The organism is Polaribacter sp. ALD11 (genome assembly GCF_002831685.1).
In the GTDB taxonomy this organism is placed as follows: Bacteria; Bacteroidota; Bacteroidia; order Flavobacteriales; family Flavobacteriaceae; genus Polaribacter.
The window spans coordinates 3,258,506-3,281,684 of the sequence record NZ_CP025119.1 but is presented as its reverse complement, the minus strand read 5'-3'; the positions used below and the strand labels follow the sequence as shown (position 1 = coordinate 3,281,684).

Genomic DNA, 23,179 nt, shown 5'->3' with positions numbered 1-23,179 from the left:
TTCATATTGATTCTTTCAATATAGATCAACTTTTATTTTACACAAAAATCATTATTAAATGAAACACATTTCTATGTGGATCTTATTGCTTTTTACGAGCATCATTTTTTCACAAACAACAGTTACAGGTACAATTACAGATAAAAATACGGGAGAGAAAATTCCTGATGTGAGCATCTCTTCATCAATCAAAAATGGAACAACTTCTAATTTAAATGGAACCTATGCCATTGTAATTTCAGATACTGAACAATCGCTAACTTTTACATATTTGGGTTATAAAACTCAAAAAATAAATGTAGGAAATCGAAACGTAATCAATATTCAATTGACAGAACAAGAAACAAGTTTAAATGAAGTTGTAGTTACTGCTTTGGGTGTAAACAGAAAAACAAAAGAATTAGGTTATGTTGTTCAAGAATTAAAAGCAAAAGAATTAACCGAAGTGAAAACAGCTAATTTTTTAGATAATTTATCAGGAAAATTGGCTGGTGTAACTATTTCTCAAGGAGCAACTGGCGTTGGTTCATCTTCAAAAATCACCATTCGTGGTGAAGCTTCTTTCTCGAACAATAATCCGCTTTTTATAGTGGATGGAACGCCAATTAATAACAATACCGTTTTTAATTTTACGGACGAATCTGCTACAGGTTTTCAAGAAATTGATTTTGGAAACGGAGCAATGGAGGTAAATGCAGATGATATTGAATCTGTAACTGTTTTAAAAGGACCAAGTGCAGCTGCATTGTATGGTACAAGAGCTTCAAACGGAGTTATTGTTATTAAAACAAAAGACGGAAGTAAGAAGAAAGGTTTAGGAATTAGCATCAATTCTTCTATAACTTTAGACAATGCTTTTCGTTTACCCGATTTTCAAAACGAATATGGGCAAGGAAACGGTGGTAATTTTGAATATTCCAATGGACTTGGTGCTGGTATTAATGATGTAATTTCTTATTCTTGGGGACCTAGATTAGATGCTGGAAATTTAATTTCACAGTTTGATTCTCCTGTAACTTTACCAAACGGAGCAACGGTTCGTGGTGGAGACACTTCTTTATATTCTGGTAATTTGATTACACCAACTTTATTTAAGTCGAACCCAGATAATTTAAAAGATTTTTATCAAACAGGAGTTACAACTATAAATAATATATCTATTAATGATCGTTTCGAAAGAGGTTCTTATAGATTGTCTTTTACAGATTTAGATAGCCAATCTATAATTCCAGGAGTAAATTTAGAACGTAAAACGGTCGCTTTAAAAGTGATTTTTAATCCAACTGAAAAAACGCGAGTTACTTCTTCTATAAATTATGTAAATTCAAGTAGCAACAACAGACCGTCAAACGGTTATGGAAGTGAAAATGCAAATTACTCTTTAGTTGCCTGGGGACCAAGATCTTTAAATATTAATAGTTTACGAGAGTATTGGCAACCAGGTTTAGAAGGTTTGCAACAGTATAATTTCAACTACAGATATTTTGACAATCCTTTTTTTATATTGAATGAAAACACCAATTCTTTTAATAGAGATCGCGTTTTTGGAAATATTGCTGTAAACCATAAATTTACAGATAAATTAAGTGTTTCTTTTCGTTCTGGAATGGATTATTCATCAGAAAAGAGAAAGTTTAATCGTAATTTTAGTTCTAACCGTTTTGCAAATGGAGCCTATGCTGAACATGATGTTTTTTACAGGGAAGTAAACACAGATTTCTTGGTAAATTATACAGATAAATTTGAAGATTTTTCTTTTGACGCTTCTTTTGGAGGAAATAGACTAGACCAAACAGCTTCAACAAAACAAGCGCAAACTACCAATTTAGCACAACCAGGTATTTTTAGTTTAAACAATGCAGCATCTCCTGTAGAATTTTTTCAGTTTGAATCTAAAAAAAGAATTAACTCTTTATACGGAATTGTAAAATTTGGTTACAAAGATTATTTATATGCTGATATAACTGGAAGAAATGACTGGTCTAGTGCATTGGCAACGTCATTTTCTGTGGATGGTGTTTCATTCTTTTACCCATCCGTTTCTACAAGTTTTATTGTATCTAATGCCACAGAATTGCCAGAAAATATTTCTTTTGCGAAGTTAAGAGCAAGTGTTGCACAAGTTGGTAATGATACAAACCCTTATCAAACTTCTAGTGCTTTTGTATCACAAACATCATTTAATGGGCAACCAACTTTTAGCAATCAAGACTTTATTCCGAATGCAAATTTAAAACCAGAAATTACTACTTCTTATGAAGTTGGAGCAGATCTAAGGTTTTTAAAAGACAGGTTAAATATAGATTTCACCTATTATAACTCAACAACTAAAGATCAAATTATTTCTTTGCCAATTGCCATTTCTTCAGGATATAATCAACAAGTTATAAACGGTGGAAAAGTAAATACAACAGGAGTTGAAATTATTTTAGGAGGAAGACCAATTAAAAATGAAAAATTCACATGGAATACTACTTTCAATTTTGCGACCAATAGGTCTGTGATAAAAAATTTACCACAAGAAGAAGGTCGCTTAACTTTAGCATACAGTAGAATTTACGACAGTGCAAATCAAACAGTATATTTTCAAGTTGAAGAAGGTGGTAGAATCGGTGATTTTTATGGAACTGGATATTTAAAAAATGCAAACGGAGATTTTATTATTGTAGACGATGCGGCGAAACCAGAAGATAATGGAAAGTTTATAGCGGACAATAACTTACAAAAATTAGGGAATTATAATCCAGATTTCACATTGGGTTGGAACAATAATTTTAGCTATCAAAATTGGACTGCAAGTTTCTTATTCGATTGGAGACAAGGAGGTGAAATTGTATCGAGAACCAGTGCTTTAGGTAATGTTGGTGGACAATTAGCAGAAACAGTTTTTAGACCAGATGCTGGTATTATTGCACAAGGTGTTGGAAGATCTTCTGGTTTACCAAACACAATTGCGGTTTCTCCAGAAAGTTATTACAGACAGTTTTACGACAGAAATCATGAGGAAAATAATGTATATGATGCGTCTTATTTAAAATTACGTCAGTTTTCAATTGGTTATAAATTGAATTTAAAAGAAGGTTTTTTAGGATTGAAAGACACGTCTACTTTAGATCTTTCATTTATAGGAAATAATTTATTTGTAATTACAGAAAACCCTCATTTCGATCCTGAACAATTGGCAGTTCAAGGAAATGGTTTTGTAAGTGGTGTAGAAGACATGAGCTATGCAACTAGCAGAAGTTTAGGTTTTAAAGTAGGGTTTAATTTTTAAGAAAATTAGTATGAAAAAATATATAATTACAGTTGCAATTTTCGCAAGTATATTTGCAAGTTGCACCAAAGAATTTGAAGAAATTAATACGAACCAAAACTCACCCGTTAATGTGCAACCAAGCTTATTACTACGCCAAGTAATTTATGATTTTGGTGAGCAAATGAGTTATGAGGGTTTTGCAGCAGGAAATTTATTATCGCAACATTATGCGCTTTTAGATTTTAATTTATTTGATAGACACGATTTAAAAAGTCCACAATTAGGTGGAAATCCTTGGTCCATATTTTTTAAAAATTTACGTGATAATGAAATTATCATAAAAAAATCTCGAAAAACCCCAGCTTTTGCAGTTTACGAAGGACCAACTTTAATTTTAAAAGCATATATGGCTGCTGCATTAACTGATATTTTTGGTGATGTTCCTTATTTTGAAGCTTTTAATGGCGTTGAAGGAACTGTAACTCCGAAGTATGATTTACAGGAAGACATTTATCAAAAAGAAAACGGAATCTTGAATAATTTAGACAAAGGAATTGCTGCTATAAATGCATATTCTGGTTCAATTCCGTTAGAAGGAGATATTTTATTTAATGGAGATTTAAATAGTTGGATTCGATTTGCAAATTCTTTGAAAATTAAATATTTAGTCCGTATTTCTGATAAAGTTAACGTTGCTAGTCAATTACAAACTTTATTTTCTGATGATAATTACATTAAAAATAATAATGAAAATGCAACTTTCGACTTTACAAACACTGCACCAAATAGCTTCCGTTTTGCGCAGTTAAGAGTTGGTGATTTTACCAATTTTATAATGTCTGAAACAGCTGAAGATATTTTTAAAAACTTAAATGACAGTAGAGTAGGTAAATTTTATCAACCATTTGAAAATGCTACTTCAAATGAATTTAATGGCTTAATTAACGGAATTAACTCTTCAACAACCACTCCTTCGCCAGACAATTACTCATTGGTTGGTAAAATCTTTAGAGAAGATACTTCTTCTTTAGATGCTAACTTTATGACCGCTTGGGAAACTCAATTTTTATTGGCAGAAGCGGCTCAAAAAGGACTAATTAACACAAACCCAGAAACCTTATACAACAATGGAGTTATGCAAGCTTTCGAATATTGGAATACAAACTTACCAACAACTTATTTAACTGGTAATGCAAGTTTAAATGCTGTAGGAAAAACACCTTTAGAGCAAATTATTACTCAAAAATGGATTGCAAATACTATAAATGGTTACGAAAGTTGGATTGAGTATAGAAGAACAGGTTTTCCTGTGCTAAAAAATGTTGCAGCAAGTTTAAATAACGGTTTAATTCCTGTAAGAATGCCGTATCCTGCCGATGCTGGTGCGTTAAATACAGAAAACTACAAAGTTGCAGCTACAGCAACAAATGGTAATAGTCTAGACGTAAAAGTTTGGTGGAACGAATAGAAAGATATGGATGTAATAAATTGGCAATGGCTTTTAATAATTAGTTCTAGTTTAATCTTGTTCTTTTTATCTCCGCTAGCAAAAACCACAGATCAGTTTTTTAAAGCTGTACACCAAAAAAAAACACCCAATACTTTGGTGTTAACGGGGAGTTTAATTATTTCTTGGATTTTTGCAAAAAGCATTACCAACGCAGCGAATTTAGGTTTGTCTTTTGGGTTGGTTGGTGGTGTTGCATATGCTGGGTATTATTTGTCGTTTGCCGTTGCGGGAATTATTATTTATCAATTAAGAACGAAGGGAAACTTTAAAAGTATTCATGAGTTTTTAATTTCTAAATTTGGTAAAAATGCGATGGCAATCTTTTCAATTCTGATTGCTTTTCGTCTTTTTAATGAAGTTTGGAGCAACACCATGGTCATTGGAAGTTACTTTGGCCTACAAGGAAGTAGTGGCTATTATTGGGCTATTATTGTGTTTACCTTGTTAACGTTATCTTACGCATTAAAAGGCGGTTTGAGCAGTTCTATTTTTACAGACGTCATACAAATGGTGTTATTTTCTGTTTTATTAGCCATTATTTTAGGAACTATTTTTACTACGGATGATTTTTCGACAACACAAATAGTTTCATCAGGAACTTGGAGTTTTGAATTGGGTTTAAATTTATTTTTTGCAGCAATTATTCAGTCTTTTAGTTATCCTTTTCACGACCCTGTTTTAACAGACAGAGGTTTTATTTCTTCTCCAAAAGTGACTAGAAAAAGCTTTTTATGGGCAAGTGTTTTAGGTGCAATTTGTATTGTATTATTTAGTTTAATTGGGGTTTATGCACAAACAAAAGGAATGTCTGGGCAAGCAGCTGTAGAAGTTGGTAAAGCATTTGGTGTAGTTATTTTATTAGTAATCAATTTTATAATGATTACCTCTGCTGCTTCTACTTTAGATTCTACTTTTTCTTCTTTTTCGAAGTTATTAGCAATCGATTTAAATATCAAAAAAACGGTTTCCTTCGGAAGGATTACCATGCTAATAGTTGCTGTTTTAGGAACAATACCCGTTTTCTTAAATGCTGAAATATTATCTGCAACCACCATTTCTGGAACTATGGTTATTGGCCTCACTCCTATTTTTATATTTTGGAAAGTAAAAGTGCCAAAAATTAGTTTTTATTTAAGTGTTTTCTGCGGATTAGTTTTTGGTTTTTTTCTCATTTTCGATATTTTTCCAGAAGCATTGATTTTTACAAAAGGAAAATACGCCTCTTTATTATGGGTAAATGTTTGGGGGATTTTAAGTTGTATCATTTTATATTTTATTCCAAGATGGATCAAAAAACAGTAGATTTAGGCAAAATATCAGGTAAAACTTTACTTTTTGGTGGAGTTTACAGCAATTTACAAGCTCTAGAAGCTTTAAAACAAATTGCCGAAAAAGAAAACATTCCTCCAGAAAACTGTATTTGTACAGGCGATATCGTTGGGTATTGTGCACAACCAGAAGAAACCGTACAATTGTTTAAATTGTGGGGAGCAAAAAGTATTGTTGGTAATGTAGAAATTCAATTAAGAGAAAATGCAGCAGACTGCGGTTGTGAATTTAAAGAAGGTTCTCGTTGTGACGGATTTTCTCAACTGTGGTATCCGTATGCACAAAGTAAATTGTCTAAAAATTCTTTAGATTTTCTAAAAACATTACCTAATAACATCAATTTTGAATATGCTAAAAATAAAGTAACTGTTGTACATGGTTCTTATTTTAATGTATCTCAATTTATTTTTAAGTCTACAGATTGGGCTCTTAAAAAACCAAATTTTGAAGCGGCAAGTAGTGATGTAATTATTGCGGGACATTGTGGTTTGCCCTTTCATCATCAACAAAAAAATAAACTTTGGTTAAATCCTGGTGTTATTGGAATGCCTGCAAATGATGGAAATCCAGATGTTTGGTACGCAATTCTAAATGATTCAAAAGAAAGCTTTAACTTTACACATCACACATTAAATTACAACTATAAGTTAACAAGTAAGTTAATGCAAAACGGTTTGCTACCAGAAGAATATTCGAGAACAATTGTTACCGGAATTTGGGACAATACAGAGATTTTACCACCGATAGAAAGTGGTTTACAAGGATTCGGAATTCAACTGTAACATCAAAAAATTAAAATCTTAAATAATAAATTTATGAGTTATTTAGAAACAACACACAATGTATATAAAGAAGCTGCTTTAACTCCAGATATTGGTCTTTGTTGCACTACAAATCCTATTTGGGAATTGCCAGGATTAAAGATTCCTAGAATTATGCAAGAAATGAATTATGGTTGTGGCTCTACCGTACATGCAAGAGATTTAACAAACAATCCTAAAATGCTATATGTTGGTGTTGGTGGCGGAATGGAACTATTACAGTTTGCTTATTTCAACAGAAGTAAAGGCGGTGTAATTGGTTTAGATGTAGTTGATGAAATGTTAGAAGCTTCTCGCAAAAACTTTAAAATTGCTGAAGAACAAAATGACTGGTTTAAATCTGACTTTGTTGATTTACGAAAAGGAGATGCGATGAATTTACCTGTAGAAGATAATTCGATAGACGTTGCTGCTCAAAATTGTTTGTTCAATATTTTTAAATCTGATGATTTAAAGAAAGCGATTGCAGAAATGTACCGCGTTTTAAAACCTCATGGAAAATTGGTTATGAGCGACCCTACCTGCGAGCAACCAATGAATGATGAATTACGAAATGACGAACGTTTACGTGCGCTTTGTTTAAGTGGAAGTTTATCTATTGCAGATTACGTAAAAGCTTTAACGGATGCTGGTTTTGGTACTATTGAAATTAGAGCTAGAAAACCATATAGAATTTTAGACACGAAAAATTATCCAACAGACGAATTAATTTACATAGAATCTATAGAAGTTGCCGCAATAAAAGACCCAATGCCTGCAGATGGACCTTGTGTTTTTACAGGAAGAGCTGCTATTTACTATGGTGTTGAAGATTATTTTGATGACGGCTTAGGGCATACTTTATTAAAAAACCAACCTTTAGCTATTTGTGATAAAACAACTGCTGCTTTACAAGCTTTAGGTAGAGATGATATTTTCTTTTCAGAATCTACTTTTCATTATGATGGTGGAGGTTGTTGTTAAACTTTTCTCAACATATATTGCGAGTTTAGGAAGCAAGCGCTATTTTATAAAAAGATTGCTTCGAGCCTCGCAATGACAGAAGTCTACAAATAAAATAAACTATGAAGAAACTACTCCTCTTTTTTTTACTGATAACATCCATCATGTTTGGGCAAAATAAACTAGACAAATTATTAGATAAATGGAACAAAAGAAACGTTCCGTATATGTCTGTAGAAACATTAGCTTTACCAAAAACGAAAGCTATTTTATTAGATGCTAGAGAAGAAAAGGAGTTTGAAGTAAGTCATTTAGAAGATGCTATTTATGTTGGTTATGATAACTTTAAATTAAAAAAAACACTAAAAATATTACCAACAGATAAAAATGCCAAAATTGTAGTGTATTGTTCTTTGGGTATTCGTTCTGAAACGGTTGCTGATAAACTAATTAAAGAAGGTTATACAAACGTTTACAATTTATACGGGGGTATATTTGAGTGGAAAAATGCAAATTTTCAAGTAGTAGATACATTAGGTAACAATACAGAAAAAGTACATACATTTAGTAAGAACTGGAGTAAATGGCTAACAAAAGGCGAAAAAGTTTATGAGTAAAGAAAATGTATCTTCGAGTAAAATCGAGAAATTAAACAGCAAAAACCTATTATTAATCTTCACAAGAAATCCTGAATTAGGAAAAGTAAAAACACGCTTAGCAAAAACGGTTGGTGATGAAACTGCTTTAGAAGTTTATAAATTTTTACTAGAAAAAACAAGAGACATTGCTGTTAAAGTTACGTCTGACAAAGCTGTTTATTATTCCGTAAAAATTAGATATAATGATATTTGGGATGCCAACATTTTTAAAAAACACCAACAAGTCGGCGAAGATTTAGGTATTAGAATGTTAAATGCATTCGAAAATGGGTTTAAAGCAGGCTATGAAAAAGTACTGATTATTGGTAGTGACTTATATGATTTAACACCAAAAACTATAGAAAAAGCATTCTTAGAGTTAGATAAAAATGATGTCGTAATTGGACCAGCAGAAGATGGCGGTTACTACCTTTTAGGTATGAATTCTTTACATGCAAACATCTTCAAAAATAAAAAATGGGGAACAGAAACTGTTAGAAAAGATACTTTAGACGATTTAAAAGATAAAAAAGTATTTTTGTTGTCTGAATTAAATGATGTAGATATTTTTGAAGACATTGAACATCATTCTGCTTTTCAAAAATTTTTTAAATAATAAATATTCCCTCGAGCGCAGTCGAGAGATAATATTAATTAGGTCTCGACTGCGCTCGACCAGACAACAAAATGAAAAAACAACAATTACAAGAAACCATCGATTTTTTAAAATCGGAAGGAATTACAAATCCAGAAATAGGTATTGTTTTAGGTACAGGATTAGGAAAATTGGTGAATGAAATTTCAATTGAAAAAGAAATTCCGTATTCAGAGATCCCAAACTTTCCGGTTGCAACCGTAGAGTTTCATTCTGGTAAATTAATTTATGGTAAATTATCTGGAAAAAAAGTCTTAGTAATGGCTGGCAGATTTCATTTGTATGAAGGTTACAATGCTTGGGAAGTAACTTACGGAATTAGAACTATGCATGGTTTAGGTATTAAAAACTTATTAGTTTCTAACGCTGCGGGCGCAATTAATCTTTCTTACAAAAAAGGAGATTTAATGTTAATTGAAGATCATATTAATTTACAGGGCAGTTCTCCTTTAGCTTTTCAAGGGGCCAACAATTTCGGTAATATTTTTGCGGATATGTTAGCACCATATTCTAAAGAAATAAATGATAAAATTAGTAATATCGCTAATCAGCAAGATATTTTATTACACAAAGGAGTCTATGCAAGTGTTTTAGGACCTCAGTTAGAAACAAGAGCAGAATATAGAATGTTACAAATATTAGAAACAGATGCTGTTGGTATGAGTACGGTACCAGAGGTTATTGTTGCAAAACAATTAAACTTACCTTGTGCTGCTATTTCTGTTTTAACAGATGAATGTGATCCTAAAAATTTACAACCTGTAGATATTTCAGAAATTATTGCCATTGCTGGTAAAGCTGAACCTAAAATGATTACGTTGTTTAAGGAAGTTATTAAGGAATTGTAGGTAATGTTTCACTAATAGAAAACCCTCTTATGTTTACTACTGGTTAAACATAAAAGGGTTTCTGTTTTATTCTAAGAATCGTCTTCTCCGATTAAAGCACAGCCTTACAAACTAAATTCATATTTCAATGTACATCCAAAAACACTTAATTTAGCCTGAGTAAATTGATTGCTTGCACTGCTTTTACGATCTACAGCTTGTAAAATTGAAGTTGATAAGAAATCCATAGGTTCATTAGAGTTATAAGAAATTAATCCCTTACCTAAACTAGAAGTAATAGTATTGATACCCAATTTTGCAAAAACACCAAAATATAAAGAATTCCCATTTTTTAATATCTGTTTTAATCCAAGTCCTAAAGTTGCATTGTAACTATTCTTAATATCAAAATCATTTGCAATAAACTCTTGAGTATCAAAATTCCCAAAACCTGCAAACCTTGGTTGATCAAGTTCTGCATTTATTCTAGGAAAATAACCCGTAGTTGTTAGTTTTTCTACTCTAGACGTATACTTTTTATTTACAAAAAAGTTCGCTTCTAAACCTACTTTTGAATAAAAACGAAAATTTCCTGTAGTTTCATATTGAAACGCAATAGGAATGCTAATTGTTGTTAATTGTTGCTCTTCAGAAAAGTTTTGCAACTGATATCTAAACTCAAAATCCTCTCCAGAAAGATCTACTGAGTTTTGAAAACTTGAGTAAGAGTCTAGTTTAATTTCACTTTTATAATGATTCAAACCGATTCCAGAATGTACACTAAAATGAGTGTTTATACGATAGGAAACACCTAAATCAACACCATATCCAATACTTAACGAGTTATCAAGTGAGGCATTATTTAGTTCTAATTTTGGATACATCGATTGTACGCCGACAGATAAGTTAATGTCAGATTGAGCATTGCTAAATTGTACGAGTAGAACACCAACCAAAAGTGTAACTATGTTTTTTAATTTTATAAATAGATTCAAAAATTTCATGCTTTTTTATTTTTTTATTGCTAATTTAATTATTTATAAAACGTTTAAAATCACGACTTCTTGAAGTAATTACTACGAGGGTATATACTCCCTTAGCAATGCTTGTTGGCAACTCTATACTGTTATGAACACCTCTAACTTTTACGGTAGTAATTAACCTACCATTCAAATCAAAAATTTGAAAGATTGCATTTTTCAATTCCTCTTTAGGAAAATCTGCACGAACTTTAAGTTGATTTCCTTGGATTATAGGGTTTTGTAAAATGGTTAATCCTCCTATAACATCTAATTCTACCTGAGAAACACAGGTACGAAGCTCATATCCGGCTTCAGTGACCATAACTGCTTGATAAGTAGCATTTGGATCTAAAATATTATCCGCATTATCCCCTTCTGAGAAAAATTGTTTTTCAGAAACTAACACTCCATTTTTAAACCATTTATAACTCACAAAAGAATGCCCTCCATTTGTAGCTGGATTATTATTAACTATCAAAGTATTATTGTATTTTTTATCGATAATATCTTCAAAGTGGAAAGCTTTCTCTATTAAAATTTCATAGTTTTTACTTTGAGTTCCGTCTTGATAATTTACCACAACATTAGTACGATAGATTCCGGGGGTTAGGGTCTCTATACTAAACTCTGGAGCTACGTTTAGATTTGCATTTGCACCTACATGAATAACAACATCTACTAAAGAGGTATAATTACCACAATCAACTAAGTAATAGATTTGTGCTTCTGGGGCATCAATAGTTTGTCCGCCAATTGTAATATTAAATATTGCGGCATTCTCACTGGTGATGTTTAACTCACGTTTCACAGAAACTACAGGTACATAATTATTGTTTCCTATTTGTGTTGCGGTAATTTCAATTATTCCAGAACTCAACAGCTCAACAAACCCAGTAGAGCTAACTATAGCTGCTGGCGAAACCGAACTATAGGTAAATGTATAGTTGATAGGTAAACCAGAAGAAGCAGTAGCATTCAGTTGAAAATCAACATCATTCTCTAAACTTTTTATTGATATTTCATTAAACACAATAGTTTGTGTTGCTTTTTCGATGTTTAAGGTTACCGAAGTATTAGTTGCCTTATAATTTGTAGTTTCTACAGCAATAACCTCAACCACATAACTTCCTGCATCTGTATAGCCTTGTTGAGGTGCATACGCTATTGTTGTTTCTGAATGATTTAAACTTGCAGTTGCATTTTTAACAGTTCCATCATAGGTGAATGTTTGTACAGCATCCGCAGTTATTACAGATTGTGCTTTGTCAATAGTCAAGGTTGCGTTTAAAACAGCATCTTCATAATTAGGTCTCGAAACCGTGGCTTTCACGTTGTAAGTTCCAGCATTAGTTTGATTGTTATTTTCATACACCACATTTGCATCGCTTGCTGCTCCTGTAATTGCTAGTGCTTTGGCATTACTGTCATAGGTATGGGATGCTGCTGTAAGTACTAAACCTGTTTGCGTTGCCTTGTTTATGATTAAGGTAACTGTTTTACTTCCCGCCTCATAATTAGTGCTTGCTGCTGCTGTAACCTCTACGGTATAACTTCCTGCATTGGTATGCCCTTGCTGTGATGCATAGCTTACGCTTGTTTCTGCATGATTTAAACTGGCCACAACGTTTTTAACGGTACCATCATAAGTATGTGTTTGTGTTACCACTGCTGTTATAAACGTTTGTGCTTTGTTTATGATAAAATCTTTTGAATCAAAAGTTATTGTGTAATTTGTTCCTGCGGATAACATACCTTGTGTAATTGCATAGGTTCCAACTTCTTCTCCTGTTGCTCTTGCCAAACTTCCTGCAAAAGAATCCGTACCCAATAAAGCTGTTGCCGAATAGGTAAATATTGGATCTGTTTCTCCATACACTTTTGTTATTGTATCTGCTACTACTGTGATTGCTTTTGGTAAAATCTGTAAAATTATTATCTTTTCACTGCTTAAATAACTTGCATCGGCAGCTACTGTGGCTTTTATACTTACACTACCTACATTGCCTAAAGTTACAGTTGAATTATTTGAACCAGACAGGGTTACCGTTTCTGGGTCACCAGCTACAATACTGTACGTTATATTTCCTGTGGAGTTTGAAGTTGCATTTAAACTAAAAGCTGTATCTCCATAAATTTTAGAAATATTAGCAAAAGTTAACGGTGCTTTTTCAACATTATTTATAGTAACCATTGCAGTATCTGTAATATTTACATTAGTGCTTGTTCCTAATAAATTAGATTGGGAAATTGTAAATGTCTCATTTGACTCTCCTTTTGAATCTGCTATAGGTGTAACTGTAAAAGTTTGTGTTTCACCAATATTTCCAACAAAAGTTAATGTCTGATTGTTAATTGCTACATAATCATTATCTAACAAAGTTGCTGTACCGTCGTTTGTATTTATATCTACTGTAAACCCACCTTGTACAGCATTATCTAAAGTTGCTGTTAACGTAATTGTACCTCCATTTTCGTTTCCATTTACATCTTCAATTGTTACTTTGGCAGTATCGTTATTGATAATGGTATATGTATAAACTGTGTTAGTACCTAAAGTTGCATTTGTAGGGTTTGATAACGTTAAAATTACGGTTTCATCTGTTTCTAATACTAAATCATCTATAATATTGGCAATCGTGATGTTTTCTATTGTACTTGTTGGATCAAAAGTTAATGTTCCATTAGCCAAAGTATAATCTACCCCTGAAGTTGCTGTTCCTGTAACTGTATATTCTACAGTTACCGTATTTGACGTTGATCCATTTAAAATTACCTCTAAATTTGCAGAGTTTACATTTTCTAAACCGTTACTTGAAGTAGTTGTAAAAGCTACCGTTGGAAATTGAATATCTGCAGAAAGTGATAGACTATTTATTGTATAATTGTCTATATCAAATCCGTTTGAACCTGTTGGAGCAAAAGTAACGGTAACAGCTATATTATTAGCAACATTAGCATTTGCAAAATTATAGGTTCCGTTTACAGCATCTATTCCTTGCCCATTTGGTAAAAAATTATCTGAATCTAAATCTACTACTAAAAACGAATTTTCATTTGCAGTTGCTATAGTGTTTCCATCAAATATTTTATTATCAAGAGTAATATTCGTAAATGAAATAGGTCTTTTAGTTACAACCAAATTCCCATTAACATAAGAAATATTATAATTTGCATTAGAAAGGCCGCTTGCACTAATTTCATTTGCATACGTATTAGCGTCTACTGTAGTATCACTATCATAACCCGATTCTGATGCAATTGTAACTTCAGTAAATCCTAAAGAAGCTGCTGTATCTCCATTAACCAAACCTGTAAGAGAAAACGCTGTATCGTCTAAAGTTAACGTATTCCCATAAATTCTAGTTTGTGTTTGCGCAGTAACTTTTAAATCTGCTTTATCAATAGTAAGCGTTATTGTTTTTTCTGCGGCATCATAAGTAGCATCTTCGGCAATACTTGCTTTTAGAGTTACAGTCCCTGCTTTTACTATGGTTATATTTTTACCCGATAAAGTAACCTCACCTGTTCCTCCAGCAACAATACTATAGGTAACTGTTACCGGTGAAGTTGATGTTGCCGTTAAATCGAAAGCAGCATCACCATAGGTTTTACTAAAATCTTCAAACGTAATGGTTGGTGTTGCTTTTACAACAACGCTTACCGCCACACGATTACTAATCGCTATTTCTCTAATACGTTTGATTGTATTATTAAAAGTATCTGCTACCAAAATTTTTCCATCAGCTTGCACTGCAACTCCACGAGAAATATTAAATCCAGTGCCTAAAGTCTCTATATTAGAACCATCTGCATTCATCCGCTTAATTGGGTTACTACCAGAGCCTACCACCAAAATTTTCCCATCAGATTGTAGTGCAACTCCAGAAGGAGCAATAAAACCAGTTCCTAAAGTTACGATGTTATCCCCATTTGCATCCATTCGTTTAATGACATTATTTTCAGCATCTGCTACCAAAATTTCACCATCATATTGTACTGTAATTCCGTATGGATAACTAAAACCGCTCCCTAAAGTCTCTATATTACCCCCATTTGCATCCATTCGTTTAATAGCACTATTATAGCTATCTGCCACTAAAATTTTACCATTAGATTGAAGTGCAACTCCATGAGGTTGATTAAATGTACTGTTTAGGGTTACTATATTAGTACCGTCTGCATCCATACGTTTAATAGCGTTGTTGCCAGCATCTGCTACCAAAATTTTTCCATCAGGTTGTACTACAATTCCACGAGGTTTAGTAAATCCAGTCCCTAAAATTTGTATGTTAGTCCCATCTGCATCCATCAATTTAATCGCATTGTTATCGGTATCTGCCACCAAAATTTTACCGTCAGATTGCAGTGCAATTCCAAAAGGTTGAGAAAAATCACTTCCCAACGTTTCTATGGTTAACAAAGGTGTGGTTTGCGCTACATAATACGTACCAGAACTTAATGCATCTGTATTTTCTAAAGCAGTACTACCTGTTGCAGTTGCATACCATTTTACCATAGTACCTGTACTTGGCGTACTTACTAAATTAGCAACGGTTGGGTTGTTGCTACTTAAAAATGTTTGGGTAGCCTCACTTATTTTTTTAGCGATTACAGCTGCTCTCTCTGTACTTTCTACTCCGTTTACCATTTGGCTTGCGTAGTAGGTAGTGTTGTCTGTAAGAACAGTAGTGTTGTCTAAAAAGTTACCTGCAATTGCAGCATCATACCATTTTATAGCTGTACCGGTTACTTGTAAATCGGCTACTGTTTTTGCTTCTGCATAAATTTGCAATGCTAAAGTTGTTGTTGGAGCAGAAGGAATTAGCTCTGTTTGAGATTCATAAGCCCCCATATCAATAATATTTTGAAATACTCTCGGGTTTCCTGCTAAATCTTTGTCTGTAGTTACATTACCACCTGCATCTGTAAATAAAGTATTACTTCCTGCATTTACAGCAATACTTCCTGTTTTTAAGCTATAATCGCCATTGGTAGGGTCTTTAAAAAGACCTGTTGCTGTTAGGTTTGTAGTAGTTTCATTACCATCGTTATCATAACTTTTATCGGCTATAATACTGTTTTTATATACTGGTGTAGCATTATCATTAGAAATAATTCCAGTAATAATGGTGTTGTTAACTATTGGATTTGAATTATCTTGATTAGACATACCGCTACCATCAGTAGCCGAATTTCCGCTAAAAGTAGTATTGGTAATGGTTGGTGAAGATGAACTATTGTTAAACATACCACCACCTTTACCATCAAGACTAATAACACTGTTATCAATAAAAATGCTATTTGTAATGCCTGGTGAAGAGTTTAGATTAAACAGACCTCCACCAGCAATATTCGCTTTATTTCCAATAAAAATAGTGTTAGTAATAGTTGGTGAAGAATTTCTATTAAACATTCCTCCACCTACAAATCTTCTAATATCTGTATTATTGATACTAAAAGTTCTAGCATCATTTGCACGACCGCTAGAAACGGTAAAACCGTCTAAACGTGCTGTACCCACTACTCCAAAACTCACAACTACATTATTTGCATTGTCTGTGTCATCAGTAACCACGCCAATATCTCCACTTAATATAGATTTATTTACTGTTAAGGTTAAGTCTCTTTCCGCTAACGTAGTTTCTGTACCTGTAAAACCGCCATACAATTGTACGTTGTTTACCATTAAAAAAGCATTATCTCTGGTCTCATCTGTAAAATCTGCACCATCTCTTGGGCTGTATAATGGTTTATACGTACCGCCTGCTACCCAAATTTTTAAAGGTGTTGTGCTAAAGTTTGCTTTGTTTTTGTTTGCCCAAACTAAAGCATCTGCTAATTCTGGAATTGCGTTTGCCCAAGACTCTCCTGTTTTATTACCTGTAGTTGTTTTGTTTACGTATAAAACACCATTTGTTGCTGTAATTTTTAGTGGTTCTGCTTGGTATTCATAGGCCCCTAAATCTACAATAGCTGGATTAGGAATTCCTACAAATAAACGTGCGTTTCCTGCCAAGTCTTTGTCTGTACTAATAGTACCTGAGTAAAAAGAATTATCTCCTGCATTAATTAATGGGCTAAAACCGCTTAAACTATAATCTTCATTTGCTGAGTCTTTAAAAAGGTTTGCTTCTGTAAAATCTGTAGCATCTATATTACCATTATCTGTATTTGTTTTGTCTTTAAGTAATGAATATTCTGCCGTAAAATCTCCAGAAACAGCATCCCAAATAATACTGTTTTTAAACGTAACTGATGAATTTCCTTCACAGCCTACTCCTTTATCATAGACACTATTTACAGTTGCTCTATTTCCTGCAAGTGTAACGTTGATAAGTGTTGCATTAGAGTCATCTACATTATACAAACCACTAGCATTTGTAGTAGCATTGTTGTTGATGATAGATATATTAAGTAATGTAGCTGATGTTTCAAATTGATTTGCCATACCTCCACCATCTTTCGCTTGATTATTTTTAAAAATACTATTTTGAAGACTTGGTCTAGATTTATAACTAAACATACCGCCACCAGATTCTGTACAACTGTTTTCCTGTATGATTAAATTTGTATAAAAAGGTACTGACTCTGAATTATAGATTCCTGCTCCAGAACAACTATAAACCTCTTTGGTATTTATCAATATCGCAGGATCATCACTATCTGCATAACCGTCAACAATGGTAAAACCATCTAAACGTGCTGTACCCAAATCACCTGCACTAACTACCACATGGTAGGTATTATCTGTATTGTCATCAACAGTACCAATATCTCCACTTAAAATAGTTGTATTTGCTGGTAAGCTTAGATTTCTATTTGCCAACGTAGTCTCTGTACCCACAAAACCTCCATAGATTTGCACATTATTGGCTAATGAAAAAGCATTATTTCTGCCATCACTTGTGAAATTTTCACCATCTTCTGGACTATACAAGGGTTTATACGTACCGCCTGCTACCCAAATTTGTAAAGGAATTGTAGTGAAATTTGCTTTATTCTTGTTTGCCCAAACTAACGCATCTGCTAATTCTGGTACTGCGTTTGCCCAAGAATCACCTTCACCATTACCGCCACTTATATTTTTCTTAACGTAGAGAATGTTGTTTGTTGGTGATAATGTTAACGTTGTAACTTCTATTTTTGTTGGATTCGCCTGTAAATTAGACGCAGCTTCATCATCTTCTGCAATCACATACACATCATAAGCTGTACTATTTGTTAGACCTGTAATATTAAAATTATTGGTAAAATCTCCTACATTTACAGCTATATTACCACTAGAAACTACACTTGCACCACCATTACCTGTACCTGCTTTTACTTCTACAGCTGTTGGTGCAGTTGCGCCATCTGTTAGAACTACATAATAAATTGTACCTGCTTCATCTAAATCTGTTTCTAACGTAAAACCTGTTGTTGTTATTGACGCTGTTACTGGTTTGCTGTTTTCGAAAACTGGAGCAATAATATCAAAATTTGCAGCTAAACCTGGTGTGCCTCTTATTGGCAAATTATTAAGATAAGCAGGTCCTGGTATACTTGTTCTAAAATCTCTTACATCGTTAGAGGCTGACCAATTAGCTCCAACATTATTATCTGATGTTATATCACGTAATTCCATAGACGGTCCATCACCATTAGCGCCTGTCGGCCAAGGAGACCGATTATCATAATGTACATAATCTACAATGCGATTTACATCATCTACTAATTCAATTTCTTCTCCTCCATTGCTTAAACTATGAGAACCCACCAAACTTGCATCGGCTGTACCAGCACCAAACGCGGCCTCGAATGAAGCTACCTTAACTGCAATTACAAAATAGGCTCCTGCAGCAATTGAACCTGTTGTAAATGTGTGTGTAACACCTTTAGAGAAAGAATATCCGGTAAGATCTACTGCAGCAGTTCCTGCATTATACAACTCTATATATTCATTTTCATCTGAACCACGTTCTGGTGAATTGTACATTATTTCACTAATTACAATATTTGCTAAAGACTTAAATGTTTTTACAGTAACTAATGTTGCACTTGCTTGTAAAAGCGGTGTGGTTTCATCATCTTCTGCCGCCACATACACATTATAAGTTGTGTTTTCTGTTAAATTTGTAATAATAAAATCGTTTGTAAAACCGCCTGTATTTACAGTTGCATTACCACTAGTTACAACACTTGCGCCTGCGTTACCTGTACCTGCTTTTACTTCTGCTGCTGTTGGTGCAGTTGCGCCATCTGCCAAAACTACATAGTAAATTGTGCCTGCTTCGTTGATGTCTGTTTCTAAAGTGAAACCCATAGATGTAATTGAAGTAGCAACTGGTGTGCTGTTCTCAAATACTGGGGCTGTATTTGGGAATATATTGGTTGCAGAAAAATTATCAATTTTAAAAAAATCAATACTTGATATTTTTACTTCATCTACTGTGCCAATACTAAAACTTAATGTTGCAGAATTGCTAGACGAAACGGTTTGAGAATCCCCTACTAAACTATTGTTATTATACCCACTAACAGTTACAACAGCACCACAACATCCTACATTATTTATTAATATACTCGTAAAAGTAAAATCTCCTCCATCGTTTCGTTTGATAGAAGCTTCAGGATCTATAATAATAGAACCCCCACTCGTTTCCATATTACCATTAGTTATAACATCATATTGAATACCTTCTTGTGTAAAGCTAAACGAACTACAAGGGAAACAAGATACACTAGAGAAATCTTCTGTAAATTGAGCGGAAGAAGTTTGGCTATTGAATGCTAAAAATAGAAATGCGATTAAAAGTGTAATTTTTTTCATAATATGACTATTTTATTAATTTTTTTCTTTGTTTGGTATTTAGTTATATAGAACTTCCTAAAGTTTACTGTGCATCACTTTTTTGTTTCACAACAGTAATAGTAATAACCAGTTAATTGATTATTACTACAATAAATAGCACCCTAAGACAAGTTGGTTATCCTAAAGAGCATTATGCTGTTAAAAAAAACTAAAGATGTATTATCTTTTACTTGAATTTGATTATCAATTTCTGTTGTATGCTGGGTAGGTTTAAAATTGGTTGCCATACAATCTGACTCGTAACAATTTGTTTGTGCAGTAAAAGTTAGCAATAAAAATAATAGCAGTCCAAATAGTATTTGCTCATTCATAATCAGAAATTTTCACGAAATTTGGCAATTATAAATAATAGTGCCAAAAATTTGTCGTGAAATGCAGGTATTTTGTCGTGAATGAAGTAATTGGGATAAAATCGAAGCTTTTTATAGCGTTTTTCTAAACAGTTTGTTATTCTGGAAGAATGTTTAATTGAATGGTTTATTACCTTTCTGTGAAACATCTAATGCCATGACAGGTAAACTTACAGTGCAACAACCTAGTTGAGTAAAAGTGTAACAATTTATACGAGTAGAAGTTTTTAATAATTTCTGAACGAAACTCCAAAGGTGTTTATCTAGTTTTTTAAAAGGCACATTCTTTTTATCCAACCTAGATTAAAAGGATAAATATAAAACTCACATTTAGGTTCTTAAATTAATTTTAGCTGATTCTGCTAAATTTTCTTGAGACAAATTTCTTTTCACTCTTATATCTTTAATTCTTTTTCCGATTCCTGTCATAATTAATTCAGTTTGTTTTTGAATCAAAAGTATTCACAAAGTTTTCAGTTTGATAGCGGTTTATTAACGACATTTATACGGCATTCGCTGATATTACTGGAATTTTAAAAAGTACCAACTTAAATATAGTGAAAAGTACATTGTGCTTGTGTTCGTTAAAATATCAATTTTTTAATTGCGAAATGTTATCATTTCGAGAAGGTAAGACGTGAAAATCTAGGAATATTAACAAACAGATAGCTTCGTACCTCGCAGAGACGAATGCCTCACAATAACATTATCCTATTTCTTTTTACCCTTAGGCATCACTTCTTTAATCTTCACATAAATAAGTTTCAAACGCCCTTTAGTTGTTTCACGTCTTTCGATTTCAAAAGTAGGAATCGATTTAATTAAAGGAGTTAATTTCTGAAAGCCATAATTTCTAGAATCGAAATTGGGTTGTTTCTTTTGTAAAAGTCCTCCAACATCTCCTAAAAATGCCCAACCATCATCATCTGCAACATCATCTATCGTTGCTGCTATAAAACGAATCTCTTTTTGGGTTATTTTATCGTATTCATTTTTAGTATCTGTTGTTACTTCTGTAGATTCTTGCTCGTTTTCAGAAGCTTGCTGTTTCAAAATTTCAATATAAATAAACTTGTCACACGCTACAATAAAAGGTTTTGGTGTTTTCTTTTCTCCTAAACCATAGACTTTCATACCAGCTTCACGTAAACGCGTTGCCAAACGTGTAAAATCGCTATCACTAGAAACCAAACAAAAACCATCTACTTTCTCTGAATATAGAATATCCATTGCATCTATTATCATTGCAGAATCTGTAGCATTTTTACCTGTTGTGTAACCATACTGCTGTATTGGTGTTATGGCATTTTCTAACAATAAACTTTTCCATTTGTTAAGATTTGGCTTGGTCCAATCGCCGTAAATACGTTTTATAGTTGGGTTCCCATATTTCGCAATCTCCTCCATCATCTCTTTTACATAGGCAGAAGGAATGTTATCTCCATCTATAAGTACTGCAAGTTTTATATCCATAATCTTTAAAGCGTATTAGTTTTCACAGATAAAGATAAATCCTTTAAAACAAAAAACCACTCTAATTAGAGTGGTTTTTATAAATCTATGCGCATGCTGTTAATTACGAGCAGCTTTTTTAGCTAATTTAGCAGCCTTTTTTTCTTTGGTTGTCTTAGCTGGTTCCTTTTTTACATTCTTTTTTGAATCTTGTGATTTTGCCATAACGTTCTATTTTAAGTATTTTTATTATAAATTAAATATAGTGAAAAACACATTATGTTTGTTCATAATTTTATTTTTTAATTGATACTGTCTAAATATTGTCTTTAGCTAACAAGAACTAATAAGCTATAAATTTTTAAATTTTAAATAAAATGGTCATTCTTTCTTTTCTTATTATCTTAATTTAGCAGAAGACTAACAAACCATCATTAGTCATTTTAATTACTGTAAGGTTTTTAGATAAAAACAGACCTATATTATAATTTATTATTGATAAGAGACACCCTTTTTGTAATATTAAAACGGAAATAAATATACAGCTAATTAGAGAAACGTAACCCAAGTAAATGAACAAGTATTTAGACATTATAAAAAATTCTTATTCCGATTATTGGAACTACATAAAACAGTCCGTTCTTATGGATTTGAATTGGGAGAATTACTTCTATGGTTTAATTATCATTTCATTGGTCGTTTGGGGTCTAGAAGCTATTTTCCCTTGGCGTAAAAATCAATCTTTGTTTAGAAAAGACTTCTGGCTAGATACTTTCTACATGTTTTTCAACTTCTTTTTACTGAATTTGATTGTACTAATAGCCTTATCTAACGCTGCTGCAGAACTATTTAATGACATTTTAGGATTTCTGGGCGTATCTATTACCAACTTTCAATTGTTAGAAATTAATACGTTGCCTTTTTTTGTGAGAATCTTCCTCTTTTTTATTGTAGTGGACTTTGTACAGTGGTGGACACATAGATTGTTGCATCAGTATAAATTTCTTTGGAATTTTCACAAAGTACATCACTCTGTAAAACAAATGGGCTTTGCCGCACACCTTCGTTACCATTGGATGGAGCCTGTAGTTTATAATTCTTTACGATACATTCCGTTGGCTATTATTGGTGGTTTTTCTGCACAAGATGTTGCATTGGTACATTTCTTTAATATTATCATTGGGCACCTAAATCATGCCAATATTAATTGGGATTATGGCTGGTTAAAATATATCTTAAACAATCCTAAAATGCACATTTGGCATCATTCTAAAGTGTTGCCCAAAGAAAGAAAATCTGGTGTAAATTTCGGAATTACACTAAGTATTTGGGACTATATCTTTAAAACAGATTACATTCCATATTCTGGTAGAGATATAGAAATAGGTTTTGAAGGAGATGAAAATTTCCCAAAAGGTTTTCTCAAGCAAGAAATATATCCTTTAGGAAAAAAGTAATTTTTATGTTTTTTTAAATAATTTTTACAAAAACACCCTACTACATCGATTTCGCTTAGTATCTTTAGC

Annotated in this window: 12 protein-coding genes; 9 read left to right on the top strand and 3 right to left on the bottom strand. The window is 32.7% G+C overall.

Features of this window, described 5'->3' with window-relative positions; genetic code table 11:
• Positions 1-58: 58 nt before the first annotated feature.
• The 8 genes from CW731_RS14235 (at position 59) to CW731_RS14200 (ending at position 9,999) form a co-directional block, all read left to right on the top strand.
• Complete coding sequence (locus CW731_RS14235) at positions 59-3,274, top strand: SusC/RagA family TonB-linked outer membrane protein (protein WP_100947352.1); 3,216 nt, start codon at positions 59-61, stop codon at positions 3,272-3,274.
• A gap of 10 nt (positions 3,275-3,284) precedes the next feature.
• On the top strand, positions 3,285-4,724 hold the full coding sequence (locus CW731_RS14230; protein WP_100947351.1) for a SusD/RagB family nutrient-binding outer membrane lipoprotein: 1,440 nt from the start codon (positions 3,285-3,287) through the stop codon (positions 4,722-4,724).
• A gap of 6 nt (positions 4,725-4,730) precedes the next feature.
• Complete coding sequence (locus CW731_RS14225; protein WP_100947350.1) at positions 4,731-6,068, top strand: sodium:solute symporter; 1,338 nt, start codon at positions 4,731-4,733, stop codon at positions 6,066-6,068.
• Positions 6,050-6,877, top strand: coding sequence for a metallophosphoesterase (locus CW731_RS14220; protein ID WP_100947349.1), 828 nt, complete (start codon positions 6,050-6,052; stop codon positions 6,875-6,877). Before CW731_RS14225 ends, CW731_RS14220 begins: the two co-directional genes overlap by 19 nt.
• 33 nt (positions 6,878-6,910) lie before the next feature.
• Positions 6,911-7,879 (top strand): arsenosugar biosynthesis arsenite methyltransferase ArsM, encoded by a 969-nt coding sequence (gene arsM, locus CW731_RS14215; protein ID WP_100947348.1) that lies wholly within the window; start codon positions 6,911-6,913, stop codon positions 7,877-7,879.
• A 101-nt stretch (positions 7,880-7,980) separates the two neighbouring features.
• Positions 7,981-8,475 (top strand): rhodanese-like domain-containing protein, encoded by a 495-nt coding sequence (locus CW731_RS14210; RefSeq protein ID WP_100947347.1) that lies wholly within the window; start codon positions 7,981-7,983, stop codon positions 8,473-8,475.
• The gene (locus CW731_RS14205; protein WP_100947346.1) at positions 8,468-9,112 is read left to right on the top strand and encodes a TIGR04282 family arsenosugar biosynthesis glycosyltransferase; all 645 of its coding nucleotides are present in this window, start codon (positions 8,468-8,470) and stop codon (positions 9,110-9,112) included. The genes CW731_RS14210 and CW731_RS14205 overlap by 8 nt, the downstream gene beginning before the upstream one ends.
• A 71-nt stretch (positions 9,113-9,183) precedes the next feature.
• Positions 9,184-9,999: a purine-nucleoside phosphorylase gene (locus tag CW731_RS14200; protein ID WP_100947345.1), complete on the top strand. Its 816-nt coding sequence runs from the start codon at positions 9,184-9,186 to the stop codon at positions 9,997-9,999.
• Positions 10,000-10,103: 104 nt separating this feature from the next.
• Here CW731_RS14200 and CW731_RS14195 read toward each other — a convergent pair whose 3' ends face one another.
• The 3 genes from CW731_RS14195 to CW731_RS14175 form a co-directional block, all read right to left on the bottom strand.
• Positions 10,104-10,982 carry an outer membrane beta-barrel protein gene (locus CW731_RS14195; RefSeq protein WP_100947344.1) on the bottom strand — a complete coding sequence of 293 codons (879 nt, stop codon included), beginning with the start codon at positions 10,980-10,982 and terminating at the stop codon, positions 10,104-10,106.
• A gap of 25 nt (positions 10,983-11,007) precedes the next feature.
• Complete coding sequence (locus CW731_RS14190; RefSeq protein ID WP_100947343.1) at positions 11,008-19,809, bottom strand: MBG domain-containing protein; 8,802 nt, start codon at positions 19,807-19,809, stop codon at positions 11,008-11,010.
• A gap of 1,103 nt (positions 19,810-20,912) precedes the next feature.
• Entirely contained in the window at positions 20,913-21,674 is a 762-nt protein-coding gene (locus tag CW731_RS14175) for an NYN domain-containing protein (RefSeq protein ID WP_100947340.1), read from the bottom strand.
• Between the two features lie 551 nt (positions 21,675-22,225).
• Between CW731_RS14175 and CW731_RS14170 the strand changes: the two genes are divergently transcribed.
• A complete protein-coding gene (locus CW731_RS14170) occupies positions 22,226-23,110 on the top strand; it encodes a sterol desaturase family protein (RefSeq protein ID WP_100947339.1) in 885 nt (294 codons plus the stop codon).
• Positions 23,111-23,179 lie beyond the last annotated feature (69 nt).